We start from the raw sequence: 16,759 nt of genomic DNA, 5'->3' as shown, positions 1-16,759 counted from the left end.
ACGACGCCGGCGGCGGTGCGATAGAAGACCTTGACGTCGGCCGCCTTGTCGGCCGGCCAGGCGCAGGCGAAGGCGGTTTCCACGCCGGTCCAGGGAAAGGTCGAGCGCGAGAGCTCGGTTGTGACCGTCATGGCGTGCCTCCGAGGTTGGGAGCGGATTGCGGCGCGGCGCGGCCGGGCGACCACCAGAAGCGCTGGCCCCAGTCGCGCTGGGCCATGTCCTCCATCCGGCGGAAACGCTCCGGCGCGCGCGGGTCGATCTGGAGCGCGAGCTGGTCGAGCACCGCGCGCTGGAAGCCGAGGCGGACGTACCAGAGCGAGGAGCCGGGCAGGAAGGAGGCGGCGGTGTAGAGCGCGTCGCCGGCGAAATGCGTCGGCTCGCCCTTGCCGAGGCGCTGGAGATTGCCGAGCACGAACTTGCCGACCTTCTCGCCCGCCGCGAACTGCGAGCCGGCCAAGGTCGCGATCAGGCTGTTGCCGTTGCGCGTCATGTCCTGGCCGAGGAAGTCGCCGAAGATGCCGAGCCCGCCGCCCTGGAGGAGCGCGGCGGCGTAGGCGCGCTGGCCGCGCGTCGTCGTCGGGTCGAGGCTGTAGGGGTCCTTGCCGTTGGCCACCTGCTTGGCCTGCATCGCGACCAGGCCGAGCGCCCACATCGCCGAGAAGGAGATCGCGGCATGGCCCATGCGCGAGCCATCCCAGCCGCGCGCCATGGCGCGGGCGAAGTGCATGGTGACGAAGGTGAGCGGGAAGGTCTTGTAGAGCCCGAAGGCGCGGCGGACCTCGCCTTCATAGGTTCCCGGCCGGGCCTCGCCGTTGATCATGGCCCGCGTCATCGGATCGGCCTCGATGACGGCGTAGTCCATCTCCGTGTCGATCAGCCGCTTGAGCTTGTCCGCCGCCTTGCCGGCCTCCTCGCCGCCGAGGGAGCGCACATCCATCGGCCGCAGCAGCAGCGCGTTCGGCCGCTCCTCGTAGAGCGGGGCCTGGCGGATCACGTCCCAGTCGCCGGCGTCGATGCCGTAGCGCGACAGGCTCTCGCGGATCTTCGGGTCGAGCTCGGCGAAGCCCTTGCCGGCCTCGCGGGCATGCAGCGCCATGGTCTCCAGCGCGAAGGCGTTGCGCAGCACGGCCGACCAGCGGCGCAGGCCGGAGGCGCGCACGACGCCGCCGGCGAGCTGGCCGGCGCGGCCGGTGCGGATGGTCTCGCCAGCGAAGCGATCCGCGCCGTGAACGCCATGGGCGAGCGTATCGGCGACCAGCCCCATCTGCGCGGCGCGGATCTCGGAGCCGGGCTCCGCGAGCTCGCGGATGGCGCGGCCGACCACGCCCATGGCCGGGATGCCGTTGAAGCGCGCGGCCATGGCGAGCGTCGCCTGGTCCGAGATCGAGGAGATGATCGCCGAGCCCATCTGCGAGGCGACGAGCACGGCGCGCATGTCGCCCATCATGTTGGCCAGCCCGGTATCGACCGGCGTGTCGGCCGCGCCGGTGACATGCGCCCAGGCGGTCTCGAACGAGCGGCGCTGGCGGTTGAGCCGGTTCTCCGCCTTGCGGTTGGCCTTCACCGCCGCGAGCTTCTGCGCCTCGCTCGCGCCGGCCGGTGCGCTGACCGTGACGCTCTCCAGCTCGCGGTCGAACAGGGAGAGGATGTAGCGCTTCAGCCCCTCCGGGTTCGGGCCCAGAGTGCGCAGCATGGCGATGTCCTCGCTCATGCGGCCGATATGGTTCATCATCGCGGCGAAGGGGCTGTCGTGCTCGCCGTATTTCCCGGCGAACTCACGCCAGCTCGCGGCATCCTTCAGGACCAGGATGCGCGGATCGCGCCGGCTGTTGGCCAGCATCTCGCGACCGCGCGTCGCGGCGCTCGGCGGGCCGTCGACCCAGCCGGCGACGGCGTTGTCGTAGACCTCGCCCATCACGCGGGCGATGCCGTCCTGGTCCAGCCGGCGGCCCGTGCCGAAGTCGAGCAGCTGCTCGCGATCGTTCAGGCGCAGCATATCCGCCACGAACTCCTCGCGCGAGACGGCGGCGACCTTGCTGCGATCGAGCGTCGGGTTCGGCAGCTTCCAGCCCTGGCGCTCCGGGATCGCGCCGCCGGTGGCGTTGAACTGCTCGCGCAGGTTCTCGGCGACGCCGCTCCAGCTCTGCGCCATCAGCCGGCCGTCCTGCGTCGCGCCGGGCTCGCCGTAGAGCGCATCCAGCAGCTCGGCCTCGCGCGTGGTCTCGTGCTTGAAGCCGAAGGCCTTGGCCCGCAGCTTCTCGATGGTGTCGGCGAAGGCGGCGTGCGCCTCGCCCCGGATGGTGCGGGCGAGATAGGTGACGTTGCCCCAGGTCGCGATCTCGTGCGGGTCCCGCCAGAACAGCGAGCGCACCGCCGGCCACACCGTGGACTTGCGCTCGTCGGCGAGGAAGGCCGGGGCCTTGCTGCCGAAGCCGAAGTCGCCCGGCGTGGCGCGCAGCTCCTTCACCTTGGCGTCATAGTCGCGCACCACCTGGAGCGTGGCGAGCTGCGCCTCGACGGAGCGGATGGTCAGGTCGGCATGGCGGGCGGCCGCCCTGGTCGCATCGTCGGCGATCTCCAGGGCGATATAGGTGAGCGGCGTCTCGGCGGCGGCCCTGGCGTCGGCGAGCGCGGCGCGGCGCTCCTCGATGGCGGCGGCGAGCTTGTCGGCCGAGGCGCGCTTGACCAGCCCGGCCTCGACCTTCCCGAACAGGCAGGAGAGCACGCTCATGCGCCGCCCTCCCCGCCAGTGGGACCATTACCCTGGCCGAGGCAGGCCTTGAGCGCGTCGGCGGCCGTGGCGTCGTCGCGGATCTCCTCCAGCAGCTGGCGGGCGGAGACCGCGCCGCTGTCGAGCTCCAGGCGGATGTCGCCGCCGGCGGCGTCCAGGTTGCGCTGGAGATCCGCGAGACGCGCCTTGAACAGGGTGGGATCGTCGCTCGCCCCGGCCAGCCGGGAGAGCGCGCCGGCTAGTGCCTGGTCGCCTTCGCGTCCGCCTGGCGCTGGGCCATCCGCGCCAGCGCCTTGAACTGCGTCGCCCGCCTTTGCAGGTCGGCCTTCGCCGCCGGCTCCTGCGTCTGGGCCGCCTTGGCCTCCAGCTCGGCCGCTATCTGGCTGTGTGTCTCGGCCGAAAATCGCATCGGCAATCTCCCAATCGGGCAGGTCCTCGGCGGCAGCGAGCGCCGTGGGCGAGGCATCATGCGCCAGCTCGCGCGCCATGACAACGCGCTCCAGCGCGGTTTCCCAGCTGTCGTCGACGCCGCGCACCACCCTGTCCGCCGCGTCGGCGATGTCCTGCGGGTCCCAGTCCTCGATGCGATGCCCGGCATCGACGAGCTGCCGGCGTATGCCGTCCGCCTCCGCCTGGAGCTCGTCGCGCCAGCGCTGGTCCTGGTCGAGCGCGCGGCCGGTATCCAGCTGCTCGACGCGCGCCTGGTCCTGGAAGCGGTAGAGCGGGCGCTTGTGGGTGAACTCGGCGACCAGCGCGTCATGGACCTCCTGCGTCACGTCGCGGGACGGCATGTTGGGGTCCTGCGGGCGCAGATAGCCCTCGGCGATCAGCAGGGGCTCCAGGTCGCGATCGAGCAGCTTGCCGTTGATGCGGCCGACCATGCCCGCGCCGGGCACGAACATCTGGTTGATGCCGAGGTAACGCGCCTCGCCCTGATCGTCGATCTTGATCCCGCCGTTCTCGGCGATGAAGCGCGCGAGCGAGACCGGCTTGCGCTCGGCGGCCGGGCGTCGACGGCGGGCGGGTGGCGCGGGAGGAGAAACGCCCTCCCCGCCCGCCGTCTGCGCCTGCGTGTCCCCCCGCAGGCGCGTCTCCAGCTCGGCGATCTTGCTGTCGAGCCCGGACATGATATCCGCCCGGCTCTCCTCCATCCGGGCGATCATCGCCTCGACCGTCTCGGCATGGACGAGCTTGCCCGGCCCGCTCTGGTCGGGAGCGAGATGGTCGACCAGCTCGTCACGCTCGGCGAGCCGCGCCGCCGCGTCGAGATCCGCCGGGGCGAGCTCGCGCAGGCTCGCGGGAGCGGCGGGCTCGGCCGCCGGGGCGAGCGCCTCGGCCGGGCGTGCTGCGAGCGCGCCGGCATCGGCCGCGAGCTCCGGGCGGGCCGGCACGCTGCCTGCGTCTAGTCGGGACTCCTGCAATGCCTGGGAAACGGCATCGGCCGCGCGAACGGCCGGAGCATCCCCGGCATGGGCGGCGCGGCTCATCAGCCAGCCTGCGCCCCTGAACAGCCCGGCGAGGCCGGCATTGCCGATACCGGCCTCCGCAATGTTGGTCAGCGCCCGGCCGAGGCCGGCGTCAAGCCCGAGCTCGGCGCGACCGGCCTCGATAAACGGTTCCTGCACGGCCTGGATGCCGACGCCGAGCGCGGCCTCGCGGGCCAGCATGCGCGGCACGGAACCGGCCAGCGGGCCGCCGACGAACATGGTGCCGAGATTGATCGGATCGACGGCCGCGCGCGTGACGCCGGCGAGGAAGCCGAGCGCATGGCCGGTGAGGCCATAGGTGCGATCGGCAATATCGGCCGCCTCGCGCTCGCGATCGGCGGCGATGCGGCGGGCGCGGGCCGGCACGTCGAGGAAGGGCTTGACCTTCTCCTGCTGGTCCGGCGTCAGCCCGGCCGAAAGCTCGCCGAGCTCGCGCACCTGGTCCTGCCAGGAGGAGCCGGCCCAGTCGACGGCGCGCAGGCTCTTGCCCTGCGAGCGCGCGAGCTCGGCGGCGCTCATGCCGGCCGCGCCTTCCACGGCCTGGCGCAGCTCGCCCTGGGCCTGCGCCCAGGGATCGCCCTGGCCGAACACGGTGTCGAGCCCGGCGGCGTCCCAGCCGGCGCGCCAGATCTCGCCCAGGGTCGCAGGCGCGGCCGGGGCAGGACCGCGCGCGGCCTGTTCGCGCTCTCCGGCGAAGGCGCTCTCCCAGCTCACGGCTCGCCTCCCAGGTCCTTGAGGCGCTGGCGCGTGAGCGCGAGATCCCGCTCGATACGGGCTCGGACCTGGCGGCCGAGGATGCTGTCCGGGGCGGGGGCGCGGGCGTTGGCGTAACCGTCCCGCTCCGCTTCGAGATCCTTGAGTTGCTGGCGGGTGATCTCCAGCGAGCGGGCCTTCTCCTCGGCCGGCGTCGCATAGGGGCCGCGCGCCGGCGGGATCGAGCCCTGGAAGGTCGGATCGGCCCGGCGCATGGCGTTGCCGGACTGGGCATCCCAATAGGCCTGCGCTGCCTCGTTGCCCTGGACTTGCGGCCAGTTCTGCTCGGCACGCCTGACGGCCGGCAGCATGTCGACGACGAGCGGCTGGCCGTCCGCGCCGCGCACGGCGGCATCCTGGCCGCCGGGACCGGGCAGCATCACCATGTAGCGGCCGTCGCCGAGCCCCTGCGGGCGCAGCCGGCCATAGGAGCGGAGGAAGCCGATGTCGAGCGGCTGACCGTCCCGCCCCACCGGCGTGCCGCCGAGATCCTCGGCGCGCAGATCGGCCAGCCCGCGCGTGAACTGCGTCTCGCTGACGCCACGCGGCAAGGGCACCTTGACGCCGTTGACCTTGGCCAGCTTGCCGGTGACGCTCTCGATCGCGCCTTCGAGCGCGCGCGGGTCGGAATTGTCGAACAGCGCGCCCTTGCCGTCGCGATCGGCGACGTAGATCGCCAGCGCCGCATCGACGAGCTCGCCCTGGACTTCCGGCGGGAAGACGGACCGGCCGAGCGTGTTGCCGAGCGCCGTGCGGAGATCCGCCGCCTTGCCGTCGTCGACGCCCTTGCTCTTGAGCAGGGCCGCGCCGCGCATGATCTTCGGCCCCAGCTCGGGATCGACGGCGGAGAGCCGCGCCGCCGTGACCGTGAGCTTGTCCGCGCCGATCTGCGTCGTGGCGGCGTCGAAGGCCGGGCCGGGCATGGCCTGGTGGAAGGCCTTGACCAGGTCGAGCCGCTCGGGCGCGGTCGCATCCTGGTAGCGCTGCTTGAGCTGGGCCGCCTCCTGCGGCTTCAGCGGCTTGAGCGCGCCCTGGTAGAGATGCTGCGCCTCGACCGCGACGGCGGCGCGCTGCTGGAGCGCCTGGCCAAACTCGGGCGCGGTGGCCGGAGCCTGGACGGGCACGGTGGTGACGGGCTGGCGGCCGGAGCGCTCGATCAGGCCGACCGGGTTTTCGCCGGCCTGTTTCGTCACCTCGCTCTGCACGGCCTCGAAAACCTGCAGGCGGCGCTGGGCGGCCGGGCCGGCATTCCCATTGGCGATCTCCCGGCGCAGGACGGCGATGCCGGTTTCGAGCGACGCCGGGTTCATCTGATAGGCCTCGCGCACGAGGGGCGCGGCCTGCTCCATCTCGGTGAACTGGCGCAGCTTCTGAACCGCCGTGGCATCGCCGGCCGACGCCGCCGCGATCAACGGGGCCTTGGCGGCCGCGACCACCTGCGGGTCCGTGGCATAGCCGCTCTTGAAGGCGGTGAGCACGGCGTCGCGATCGTCCTGCGTCAGGCTGACGAGCTGGTTGATCTGCTGGCGCTGCTGGGTGACATCGGCCTTGATGCCGGTGTCGACGGCCGAGCCGATGCGATAGGCGGCATTGGTCGAGACGCCGCCCCGGCCGGGATCGGCCCCGGCGCGGGCGAGCATGCCGGCGACATAGTCACGGGTGGTCATGCCCGGCTTGCCGTTCTTGGCGTCGCTGGAGCTTTCGGGAATGACGCTGATGAACTGGGCGGCGGTATAGCCGGGACCGAACGCCGCCACGGCCTTGGCGTGCCAGGCATCGGCCGCGCCCTGCCCCGCATGGTAGCCGGCGAAGGCGGCAGCGAGCGAGCCGGTGCGCCGCCAGATGTCGCCGATCTCGCGCTCGGCCATGACGGTGGATTTCTCGGGATTGGCCTTGAGCCAGGCGCGCACGCCGGCATCGTCGAGGCCGTCGAGATCCGACCAGCCGAGGCGCTTGGCGAGCCCGCGCGCCGTATCCGGCATGATCTGGGCGATGCCGGCCGCGCCGGCATGGCTCTGCGCCCCCGCATTGCCGCCGCTCTCGCCGGGGATCAGCGCCCGGCGCACCACCTGGCCGACGATGCTCTGGTCGGGCGCGCGCGAATAGGTCGCGGCGGCGGCGGCCGGGTCGCGCTTCTGCATGTCCTGCGCTTCGAGCCCCTTGCGCTCGTCGAGCGCTGCCTGGGCCTGCGCCGTCGCCGTCTCGCGCTGGAGCGGCGTGAGCGAGCCGAACATGGCGGGGTCCTGGAGCGCCTTGAGCGTGCCCTCCGGGTTGTTCTTGATGCCCTTGTAGAGCTCGGTCTGGTCGAGCTGCTGGCGGAAGTTCTGCTTGGAGGTGAGCGCCTGCGTCGGCTCCAGGATGCCCTTCGCGACCAGGCCGTCGATCGCCGTGTCGTTCTCCTGGATGATGGCCAGGCGCTCGTCGGCCGAGGTCGCGCGCGAGGCGCGGGTGAGATAGGTCTGCGACAGCTCCGTCTGCGAGGCGACGGCCGCGTTGTTCATCTTGGTCAGCGATGTCTGGCTGACCTCGCGCTGGAGCGAGAGCGAGGAGCGCAGCACCGACTGGCGCAGCTTGGCCTGGTCAGCCGCGCCGAAGCCGGACAGGATCTCGTCCTCGTCCTTGCGCATCGCCTCCGAAAGCCGGGTCGGCGCGGTCTGCCAGTCCTGGTCGTTGCGGAACTCCTCGCGCCGGGCCTCCTGCCGCTTGAGCAGCGCGCTCTGCGCCTCCGTCAGCCGGGTCTGGGCCTGCGCCTCGACGATGGCGTTGCCGATGCCCTGCGCCGCCTGCGAGACGGCCCCGGCGAATTTCGTTTCGGCCGCGTTCTTGCCCATGGCGGCCTGGGCGATGGCGCGGCCGCCCTGGATCTCGGCCTGGCTCTGGCTCTCGATGCCGGCGATCTCGGCCGCCGCCTCGCGGCGCGTGCCGGCGAGCTGGGCGCTGAGCAGCCCCTCCCCGGTCGAAAGCTGCGGGATGGCCTGCGGGCCACCGAGGCGCTGGCGCGAGACGATGATGGGAGCCTGCGCCATCCGTCAGGCTCCCTTGATGCCGATGGCGGAGAACTTGCCACCCATCGCCATGGTGGCCCAGTTGGTCGCGGTCGACAGCAGGGCCGTCGCCGCGCCGTACTGGCCGGCGCGCAGGTTGTTCGCGGCAGTGATGCCGGCGGCGATGTTGCCCGAGGTGCCGCGCGTCTTCGCCGTGCGATAGGCGCTGTCAATCTGGGTCGAGGCCTGCTTGTAGCCGCTCTCGATCGAGAAGGCGGCCGTCTTGATGCCTTCGTCCTGCTTGTCGGCGAGCTGGTAGGCCGTCCAGTTCTGGTCCGCCGCCTCCTGCTGGCCGCCGGCCCGGACGATCAGAGCGTCGCTCTCCCCCTGCGCCGCGCCGAAGCCGGCGAGCAGCAGCGGGGAGCCATAGGTCGGGTCCATGTTGTTGGCGGCGAAATAGGTGGATTGCTGGGCCAGCGCCGCCTTGGTCTCGTCGCGGACGCGGTTCTCCTCCAGGTTCGCCTTGCCGAGCGCCAGATCGGCGTTCTTGTTGGCGATCTCGATCGCGAGCTTGTAGGCACGGGTGGCGCGCGTGGCCTGGTCGATCGTGAAGCCGGCCGTGTCGTTGGCCTGGTCGACCAGGATGCGGGAGACAGCGCCGGCCTCGTCGAAACCGGCCTGGCTCTCCTGGACGGCCTGCCAGATGCCGAGCCGCGCCTGCGAGGCGCTGTTGCGCGACTGCATGCCGGCCGAGAAGACGCCGGCCCCGGCCTGGAGCCCGATCGTCGCGGCGGTGAGGAGCGTCGGCTCGCACATCAGCCCCGGTCCTCGACGAAGTTCACATGCGGCGAGAGGCCGAGGATCGTGTCCGGGTAGACCGTGTCGTTGACGAGCTCGATCTCCATGAAATCCTCGATCGGGCTTTCGACCGTGACCGGGCGGGAGGCGGTTTCGAGCGGCTGCGCGCCGGAGGGCATGACATGGCCGGAGAGCAGCAGCGGCTCGGCGAAGCCATTGTTGGCCGAGAGCGAGCCGCCGGCCCCGAACAGGCGCTCCAGCAGGACGCTGACCGCCTTCTTCTTGGTGCCCTTCGTGCCGTTGCCGTCGATCGTCGTCTCGGCCGAGAGGGTGCGGATGCGGCCGCGGATCGGCAGGCCGACCAGGACATCGGCCGAGGCGTATTGCAGCACGATCTCGCCGGCGGCGCTGACGACGCGGCGCTCATGCTGCATGCCGCCGGTCATGATCGCGACCTCCTGCCCCTTGAGGTGGTCGAGCCCGCTGATCGTGGTGGCCGGCGCGCCCTGGTAGCGCAGGCCGCAGCGGACCATCCAGGCGCCGGAGGCATCGGCGGCCGCGAAGTTCGCCGGCTTGAAGAAGGGGGCCATGGTCTCGATGAAGCGGCGGTCCGCGCCGTCGATCGAGCGGCGCACCACCATCCAGAGCTGGGTGTAGCCGGCATCGGGCGAGGCGATGACGGCCAGGTCCTCGACCACGCCGTTGACATCCGGGTGCCGCGCCCAGCCGATGACCTCCTGGTCCGGCCGGAAGGTGACGGAGATGAGCTCGCCGGCCTCGGTCGCGATCCAGACGACGCGGTGCGGGTCCCGCTGATAGGCCAGCACCTTGGCGACGCCGCGCAGGATGTTGCGGGCGTAGAGCGTCAGCTCCGACATGTCGATGTCTTCGGAGACGCGGTCGAACTTGGCGAAATGCAGCCTGTCGCGCGAGCGGCCGATGAAGACGGCCCCGCCATCGACCGGCTGCGGGATATGCGGGGCGGAGCCCTCGTTGGTGTCCGGGACCAGGCGGATATTGGTGAGCGTCAGCGGCTCGAACGGATCGGAGCCGCCGCGCACGATCCATTCGCCCGAGCGGGTGCCGAGCACGAGAATGCCGGCATTGAGGACCCACTGGATATCGACCAGCGCGCCGTCCTGGCTGAAGATGCGCGTCGCGATCGCGCTGTCGTCGTTGGTCGAGATCTCGAAATCGTAGAGATCCGTGACCTTGCTGCGCCAGAAGCGATTGCGATCCGTCCAGACCAGGCTGTTGTCGGCGAGGCGGACCTGCTTGGGCCAGCCCTTCACGTCCGACCACGCCGCCTCGTACCAGCGATAGGTCGCGTTCGGCGCGACGACATCCCCCGGCAGCAGGCCGATGACATCCGCCGTGACATGGGTGGTGTCGGTAAAGGCCGTGATCTTCACATGGCCGTAGCCGGAATGCAGGTATTTCCAGACGACGTTGCCCGCGCCGGCCAGGACCTCGCCCTCCTCATGCGTCGGCGGGTTCGGCCCGGCGTCGTCGCCGCTGGCGATGCTCGAGACCTGGTAGACCTTGCCGCCGTTGCGGCGCAGGTTCCCGACCGCGAGCGGCTTCTCGTTGCCCTTCCAGGTCGGGATGTTGGCGAGGTTCGCCTCGTCGAGCCGCCAGATCGAGCCGACATGCCCGGCCTGGAAGATGGCGCTGCTGGCGGTGAGCGTGACGGAGCCGGTCGCGGCCGAGGCGCTGATCGTGACCGTCGCGTCCGTGTTCTGCGGCTCGACCGGGCCGCGCAGATTGCCATAGTCGGCGATCGTCCAGTCGTCGTGATCCTTGCGCGTCAGCACCTTCGGCTGCTTGTTCCAGGCGAAGAAGATGACATCGGCCGACTGCGCCCAGCGCAGGTTCGGCAGGTCCGCCTCGGCGAAGGGAACGGCTAGCTCGTAAGGGTCCGGCGGGCTGCCCGGATCGACGATGACGCCGCCATTGCGGTGGACGCGCATGACGCCGTCGTTGAAGGCGAGCATGTAGTTATCGTCCACCGAGAACTCGAAGGGCACGAGCTTGCCGCGCTGGGCCTCAGTCTTGAGCGGCGCGACATAGGCCGTGCCGGGCGTGCGGGTGAGCCCGCCCTCGACCATGACGACGTAGTTCTCGCAGGCCTTGAGCCCGGACTGGTTGCGGGCGAGATCCTTGCGGGCATGCAGGGCGGGATCGAGCTCGCCGGCGGAGAACTGCGAGCGGTCGAGATTGGCCATCACCATGGGCGGCGGCCTCCGTAGCGGGCCGCGAGCCAGCTCGTGATGCGCGGCAGCTCGGTGCGGGCCTTCTCCTGGCTGTCGCGCCGCTTGGCGGGCTTGAGCAGCGCGGCGGCCTCGCCATTCAGCCGGCCGGCGATGGCCTGGCTGCGGCCGATGCGCGGGGCGATCGCCGCGCCAAGGCGCTTCTGGAAGACCTGGAGGAAGAGCGCATCCCACAGCACCGGCTGGGCAACGATGCGGGTGTAGCAGATGTTGGGCGCGGTCGCGTTCGTGACCAGGACGCCGCCGAGGATCGGCGAGGCGGTCGGCGCGACGGAGGCGGCCTCGACCGCCCATTCATCCGTCTCCAGCCCGACGACGAAGCGGACCTTGACGCAGTCCGGCGGCAGCACATAGCGGTTCTTGAGGCGGCCGAGCGCCGGCGCCGGGTCCATGCCGGGGATGACCCAGGCGGTGGCGAAGTTCCAGTCCGCCTCGCGCAGCAGCGCGTCGCGGACATCGTGGAAGCGGGATTTGCAGACGCGGGCGGCGGCGCGCGGCTCGTCGAGCGAGGCGATCGGCGGCTCGCCGATCTCGGCGAGCGCGCCGTTGGCCGCCTCGGTCTCGGATGCCGCGCGCGCCATCCCGCTTACTTCTTGGCGTAGAGGATGAAGGCTTCGATCGTGCCGTCGGCCGTGGCGGCGGCGTTGAAGGTGCCGACCAGGTCGTATTCGCAGCCGGGATCGTTCGCCAGGCCGAGCACCTCGTAGAGGCGCTTGCCCATCGAGCCGGTCGCCAGCGCCGCGATGACGTTCTTGCTGCCGGCGGCGGCCAGCGTGAGCCCATCCGCCAGCACGTTCGCATCGACCACGGCCCCGTCCCGCGCGATGCCGATGTCGAAATCGGACAGGCCGGTGATGGCGGAGTGATAGAGCGTCGACATCGGCAGGATGATGGCCGAGCTCGGGATCTTGCCGAGATAGATCACCGAGCCGATGTCGTTGCCATTGGCGACGGCGATCGGGCCGGTGGTGATGGCGCGCACGCGACCTTCGACGAAGGCGGCGGGCGGCAGGGCGACGTTGGCAGGGTCCTTGTAGGACCGCGCATATTTGGTGACGACGGCCATGGGGGCCTCCTGGTCTCGCCGGCGGCGCGCAGCCTGGTCCGGCCTGAACGGGTGACGCCGCCGGCGACGCCGGCGGCCGTTGGCGGATCAGTACTTGTTGAGGATCTTGACGACGCGCGCGTCTTCGAGCCGGGTCGCGCCGATCCAGGTCTCCATGTACGGATGCTCGCGGTACTGCTTGTTCGGGTTCGGCTGAGAGTTGATGTCGAGGGGCATGAACTCGCCCCAGGCCATGCCCGACTTCGTCCACAGCGCGGCGCAGGACTGGTTGGCCGCCGCATCGGCGACGCGCTTCGTGGGAATGATCGGGATGCCGAGGATCTCCAGCACGCGCTTCTCTTCCAGCACGGCCTTGGCCCGGTAGTCCTTGTTGACGTAGGTGAGATCGTTATAGAGCTGCTCGATCTCGGTCGGATCGCAGGCGAGGTAGCACTCCTCCTCCTCGATATTGATCTCGGCGTCTTCCATGTAGCGGATCGCGCGCAGGATCTTCTGGACGTTCATGCCAATATCCGCCGGCGCGCCCTCGGGCGAACCGACCTGGATGCCGACCGTCTGACCGGCCCAGGGGGTCGAGACCGGGATCTCGTTGCCGATCAGGCGCGGCCCGAACAGCGCATCCGCCAGGATGATGTTCTTCTTGCGCACGACGGCGGCCGCGCCGCCCTGGACATACTGGCTCTTGAAATCGGTGAGGGCCTTGATCTGGTCTTCCTTGGTGATGACCTTGCCCCAGTCGATGCGGCGCGGCCGGACCCAGACGGGCTCGTGCGTCGCCTCGTTGTCGGGCGTGTCGCCACCTTCGGGCGCGTCGACGCGCGCTTCCATCTGGCCGACGATGTCGGTCATCATGACCTGCTTGCCCTTCAGGTCGCTGTCGAACATGAAGGCGCTGTCGAAGATCGCCTTCTTTTCCTGAAGCGCGAGCTGGACGTTTTCGCGATATTCGATGCGGTGTGCATCGGTGACGGGGCCTGCCATGGGCCATCTCCTCGTCTCGAAACAACAATGGGATTGGTTGCTTCGGCGAGGTTGCGGCCGGTAGGAGCGCACCCCATCCGGCGGGCCAGGCCTGTCGTTTAACGCCCGCGATCGGCGGCTGGTTGAGCGGGGGCTAGCTCCCCGGCGGGCCGCCCGGAGCGGGCGGTTGCGGCATTTGCGCCGGCGGCCGTGGCGGCCGGCGGGCTCCTATGGGGTCAAGCGCTGTCTGATTTGCGCCAAGCTGTCAAGCGGCCAGGCGTCAGGCGAACTCGTCGAGTGCGGCAGAGCGAGGATGATCGCTGCGCAGCGCCTCCTGAGGCAGGCCGCCTTCGACACGGATATACCAATCCGACCCGGCCGGATGCCAGCCATCGGCGAGATCGGTCGGTTGGCCGTGCCATCGGTCGCGAATGCAGAAGGCATACTCGCCGGCGGTCGCCTCGTGCGGCACGTCGGACGCGAACTCCTCCAGCAGCGGATGCTCGGCCGCCGGCTTCCCTGCCGGCGTCTTCGTCTTGCCCATTGTGACCTCCTGTCGGTTCCTGGGGCGGGGATGGAGCTAACGCGCCAGATGCAGGCCGTTGGCGACTTTCAGCCGACCTGCCTGGATCTGGCGGAGGCGGCGCTCAATTTCCCGCCTTCCGTTGCGTTGCATTGGCGACCAAGCCGTCGTCGAGCGGCTGCCTTTCCGCCGCGGCGGCCGCGAGGGAGGAGGCAGGCTCGGCGTGGCCAGACCAGCGAGGAGGCCGACGAGGCCAAAGCCGAGACTGCCCAACATCATGATTTTTCTCATCGGCGCTGCCCCGTCTCGATCCTGGCGATCTTGGCGATGATCGCCTTGCGCTGGGCGGCGACATCGCCATGGCGCGGATTCCGCTCGTCGCGGAGCGCCTTCATGAATTCGGGATCACCCTGGAGCCGGCGCAGCTCGGCGCGCAGGCCCTCAAGGCTTTCGGACATGCCGGAGCCGCCGCCGCTCGAAGAGACCAGCTTGTCCTCGCCCATCTCCATGCCGATGGCGTGGAAGAGCTTCATCATGCCCGGCGCGCCGGTGATGGCCTGGAGCTGCGCGCCATCGTCGAGCCCGACGCCGAAATGGCGGAAGGCGCGCTTGGCGAGCTCCACGTTGCGGTCATAGTCGCCGCCCCACTCCTTGCGGAGAGCGACCTCCATGTCGGCGCTTTCCTTGGCGCCGCGCGCATCCGTCGCGTCGATCTCGGAGACGCCCCAGGCGGTGAGCCCGTCGAGCATGGCCTGGGCCGCTTGCAGCGGAACCTTGTTCTCATGCGCGATCTTCTTGAGGGTGTCCTCGAAACCCTGCATGTACTGGAAATTCTGCGGGGTCTGCGGCTTCTTCAGCGCATACTCCTCGGGCTTTTCCTTCCAGCCGAGCTCGGCCCAGCCGCCCCATTCGTTCATCCGGGCCGGGTCCGGCTTCTCGAAAACCTTGCGCGAGCGGGCGACGCGATCGCTCTCGATCGCGGATTTCAGCAGGGACTGGAGCCCGTCCGGCCGATCGAACTTGCGGTCGGCGATGAACTGCTTGGCCGGCTCGTCGAGCTCGTATTTGGCGTACCAGGGCTCGGCTCCGCCGCCTTGGCCGCCGTCGCCGCCAGCCTGGGCAGCAGCCCCGGCGTCTGCGGCGGCGCCGGCAGCAGCGGCCGCACCGCCATCGCCCCCACCGCCAGCAGCGGCCGACGCCTCGGCAGCATTGTAGACGCGCATCATCGCGAGAGACCGGATCAGCATGGTTCACTCCTCCAGGTGAGACAGGCGGCCGGGTTGCCGCCGGGGATCGGGAACGGGGTCGGTGCAGGCCTTCTGCAAAAGCGCAGGATCGAGCCCGGCCGTGCGGATCAATTCGAGCGCGATCTGGCGGCGGCCCTCGGCGACGCCGGCGGCGAAGAGATCGCGATGCTGCTCGCCGGCGATGAAGATGCCGCCGCGCTTGGCGATGTCCGCCAGCAGCATGCCCATGCGGCCGAGCTGGCCATATTCGGCGACGAGCTGGCGGCGCTCGCGCAGGTCCGGCCAGAAGGCGCGCAGGGGAGCGATGAGCTTCACTGGCCGGCCTCGCGCTGGGTCGAGAGCGTCGCGGCCTGGGCCGCATGCGCGTTGGTGGCGCTGACCTCGGCGGCCTGCCCGGCCTGGGCGAGCTGCTCGCGCTGGGCGGCGAGCTGGGCGCGCTGCTCGCGCAGCTTCGCGACTGCGGCCGGATCGCGCCGGGCGGAAGGCGGCGGCCCCATCGCCTCATGCAGGATGGCGGCGACGGCATCGCCGTCGATATTGTCCATGACGCCGATATCCTGCGTCGCGGCCGCGACCTGCTGCATGCCGGTGACGTATTGCAGCGTCGCCTTGGCCTCGCCGGCCTTCTGCATCTTGGCGAGGGGCGAGGTGTACTCGATCTGGAGCGGCTGGTTTTCGAGCTCCGGCGGCGGAGGGTCGATCTGCCCGGCCTGGGCGAGGATGTCGTAGCGGCGGGCGATCAGAGGGGCGAGGCCCTGGCTCTGGATGCGGCCGAGGTTCGGCCCCATCTGGCGCAGATACTCCTCCTGGAAGCCGAGGAACTCCGTCGCCGTCATCTGCGGCCGGTTCACCAGCTGCATCACGCTGAAATAGAAGGCCTGGCGGATCGCGTCCCGCCGCTCCTTCGACATCTCCAGCGAGAGCTGGAGGTTCGCGCCGGTGTTGAGCGGCTGGGCCAGAGGCTGGCCGCGCTCGTTGACCTGGCCGTAAATGACAGCGCCTGGAAAGCGGTCTGCCGGAGAGAAGGTATCCTCGTCGTGAGCCAGGATCGTGGGATCTGCCGCGAATTGGGCTGCGACGATATGAGTGCGCTCCATCTCGTTGAGCATCGCCGCCTCGGGCCGGGCGATATGGCCGGGGCCGACCGGATAGACCCGGCCGGGGCGCCGCTTCCACATGACGACGTGGTAGGGCATCCGGTGATAACCGCCAGTGCGGATGAAGCTCTTGAGCTGGGGCGAGACGTAGACCGACAGGAAGGCCTTGCCGGCGAGCCCGATACGGCGGGCATCGTAGGCCGGGTTCGGGCAGACGGCGTGGATGAACTCGTAAGTGGTGCGGTCGTTGACCTGGCTGCCGAGGGCTTCGAGCTCCGGGAACTTCTGCTTGGCCTGGCGGCCGGTGAGCCGGAAGGCCCGGTGGAAGGTGTCGACATCGCCTTCCGCGTCCACGTCGATGAAGCTTTCGCCGAGCGGGATGGCGCGGTCCAGGAACCGCCCCGCCCCCACGATCTCCTCGGAATAGAGCGTGCCCATGCCGAAGATACCGAGATCCCCGAACCAGCCGGGCGCCTCGGAATAGAACTTGGAGCGGGCAACGGCGAAGGTGCCGTAGGCCTTGCGGCTCTGGCGCCAGAGCCAGGACTTGACCGGGTAGTAGCTGGCGAGCTCGGTATCCTCCAGCCCGAACTCGAACCAGTTGTTCGCCGGGTTGGTCATCTGGCCGTAGATGCCGCCGGAGAAGGCCTCCGCCGCCTGCATCGTCGTGGCGTCGTAGAGCTCGTCATAGGCCGGGTTCGTCCGGCTGTTGCCGGTGAACATGTCCTCCTGCTCGGGGCACATCAGCTGCGCGATCTCGCGCCACTGACGCTCGACCGGCTGGCGGATGGCCTTGAGCTCGTCGTGACGGGTGAGGATGTCGTTGAGCCCGTACATCGCCGG

The 16,759-nt window shown here is 70.2% G+C and carries 12 protein-coding genes; all 12 read right to left on the bottom strand.

What is annotated here, in order from left to right:
• Positions 1-127: 127 nt before the first annotated feature.
• The 12 genes from BGO20_RS11475 to BGO20_RS11420 all read right to left on the bottom strand — a co-directional run bounded on the left by BGO20_RS11475 (position 128) and on the right by BGO20_RS11420 (position 16,753).
• Positions 128-2,731: a hypothetical protein gene (locus BGO20_RS11475; protein WP_291663892.1), complete on the bottom strand. Its 2,604-nt coding sequence runs from the start codon at positions 2,729-2,731 to the stop codon at positions 128-130.
• Entirely contained in the window at positions 2,728-4,932 is a 2,205-nt protein-coding gene (locus BGO20_RS11470; protein WP_291663893.1) for a hypothetical protein, read from the bottom strand. Before BGO20_RS11470 ends, BGO20_RS11475 begins: the two co-directional genes overlap by 4 nt.
• Positions 4,929-7,997 (bottom strand): transglycosylase SLT domain-containing protein, encoded by a 3,069-nt coding sequence (locus tag BGO20_RS11465; RefSeq protein WP_291663894.1) that lies wholly within the window; start codon positions 7,995-7,997, stop codon positions 4,929-4,931. The genes BGO20_RS11470 and BGO20_RS11465 overlap by 4 nt, the downstream gene beginning before the upstream one ends.
• A 3-nt stretch (positions 7,998-8,000) precedes the next feature.
• A complete protein-coding gene (locus BGO20_RS11460; protein ID WP_291663895.1) occupies positions 8,001-8,771 on the bottom strand; it encodes a hypothetical protein in 771 nt (256 codons plus the stop codon).
• On the bottom strand, positions 8,771-10,984 hold the full coding sequence (locus tag BGO20_RS11455) for a phage tail protein (RefSeq protein WP_291663896.1): 2,214 nt from the start codon (positions 10,982-10,984) through the stop codon (positions 8,771-8,773). The genes BGO20_RS11460 and BGO20_RS11455 overlap by 1 nt, the downstream gene beginning before the upstream one ends.
• Positions 10,978-11,604, bottom strand: a complete 627-nt coding sequence (locus BGO20_RS11450; RefSeq protein WP_291663897.1) for a phage connector family protein — start codon at positions 11,602-11,604, stop codon at positions 10,978-10,980. The genes BGO20_RS11455 and BGO20_RS11450 overlap by 7 nt, the downstream gene beginning before the upstream one ends.
• 5 nt (positions 11,605-11,609) lie before the next feature.
• On the bottom strand, positions 11,610-12,089 hold the full coding sequence (locus BGO20_RS11445; RefSeq protein WP_291663898.1) for a hypothetical protein: 480 nt from the start codon (positions 12,087-12,089) through the stop codon (positions 11,610-11,612).
• 87 nt (positions 12,090-12,176) lie between these two features.
• Positions 12,177-13,070, bottom strand: a complete 894-nt coding sequence (locus tag BGO20_RS11440; RefSeq protein WP_291663899.1) for a phage capsid protein — start codon at positions 13,068-13,070, stop codon at positions 12,177-12,179.
• Between the two features lie 259 nt (positions 13,071-13,329).
• Complete coding sequence (locus BGO20_RS11435) at positions 13,330-13,593, bottom strand: hypothetical protein (protein WP_291663900.1); 264 nt, start codon at positions 13,591-13,593, stop codon at positions 13,330-13,332.
• Positions 13,594-13,859: 266 nt separating this feature from the next.
• Entirely contained in the window at positions 13,860-14,819 is a 960-nt protein-coding gene (locus BGO20_RS11430; RefSeq protein WP_291663901.1) for a hypothetical protein, read from the bottom strand.
• A 3-nt stretch (positions 14,820-14,822) separates the two neighbouring features.
• Positions 14,823-15,134, bottom strand: coding sequence for a hypothetical protein (locus BGO20_RS11425; protein ID WP_291663902.1), 312 nt, complete (start codon positions 15,132-15,134; stop codon positions 14,823-14,825).
• Complete coding sequence (locus BGO20_RS11420; RefSeq protein ID WP_291663903.1) at positions 15,131-16,753, bottom strand: portal protein; 1,623 nt, start codon at positions 16,751-16,753, stop codon at positions 15,131-15,133. The genes BGO20_RS11425 and BGO20_RS11420 overlap by 4 nt, the downstream gene beginning before the upstream one ends.
• Positions 16,754-16,759 lie beyond the last annotated feature (6 nt).

The organism is Allobosea sp. 67-29 (genome assembly GCF_001898115.1).
Lineage (GTDB): Bacteria > Pseudomonadota > Alphaproteobacteria > Rhizobiales > Beijerinckiaceae > Allobosea.
The sequence above is the reverse complement of the archived record's forward strand: the minus strand, read 5'-3'. Positions and strand labels throughout refer to the sequence as shown.

What these genes read in the sequence shown, in the direction of transcription:
- BGO20_RS11475 (WP_291663892.1), bottom strand. Translation starts at nt 2,731, where the DNA reads ATGAGCGTGCTCTCCTGCCTGTTCGGGAAGGTCGAGGCCGGGCTGGTC.
- BGO20_RS11465 (WP_291663894.1), bottom strand. Translation starts at nt 7,997, where the DNA reads ATGGCGCAGGCTCCCATCATCGTCTCGCGCCAGCGCCTCGGTGGCCCG.
- BGO20_RS11460 (WP_291663895.1), bottom strand. Translation starts at nt 8,771, where the DNA reads ATGTGCGAGCCGACGCTCCTCACCGCCGCGACGATCGGGCTCCAGGCC.
- BGO20_RS11455 (WP_291663896.1), bottom strand. Translation starts at nt 10,984, where the DNA reads ATGGTGATGGCCAATCTCGACCGCTCGCAGTTCTCCGCCGGCGAGCTC.
- BGO20_RS11450 (WP_291663897.1), bottom strand. Translation starts at nt 11,604, where the DNA reads ATGGCGCGCGCGGCATCCGAGACCGAGGCGGCCAACGGCGCGCTCGCC.
- BGO20_RS11445 (WP_291663898.1), bottom strand. Translation starts at nt 12,089, where the DNA reads ATGGCCGTCGTCACCAAATATGCGCGGTCCTACAAGGACCCTGCCAAC.
- BGO20_RS11440 (WP_291663899.1), bottom strand. Translation starts at nt 13,070, where the DNA reads ATGGCAGGCCCCGTCACCGATGCACACCGCATCGAATATCGCGAAAAC.
- BGO20_RS11435 (WP_291663900.1), bottom strand. Translation starts at nt 13,593, where the DNA reads ATGGGCAAGACGAAGACGCCGGCAGGGAAGCCGGCGGCCGAGCATCCG.
- BGO20_RS11430 (WP_291663901.1), bottom strand. Translation starts at nt 14,819, where the DNA reads ATGCTGATCCGGTCTCTCGCGATGATGCGCGTCTACAATGCTGCCGAG.
- BGO20_RS11420 (WP_291663903.1), bottom strand. Translation starts at nt 16,753, where the DNA reads ATGTACGGGCTCAACGACATCCTCACCCGTCACGACGAGCTCAAGGCC.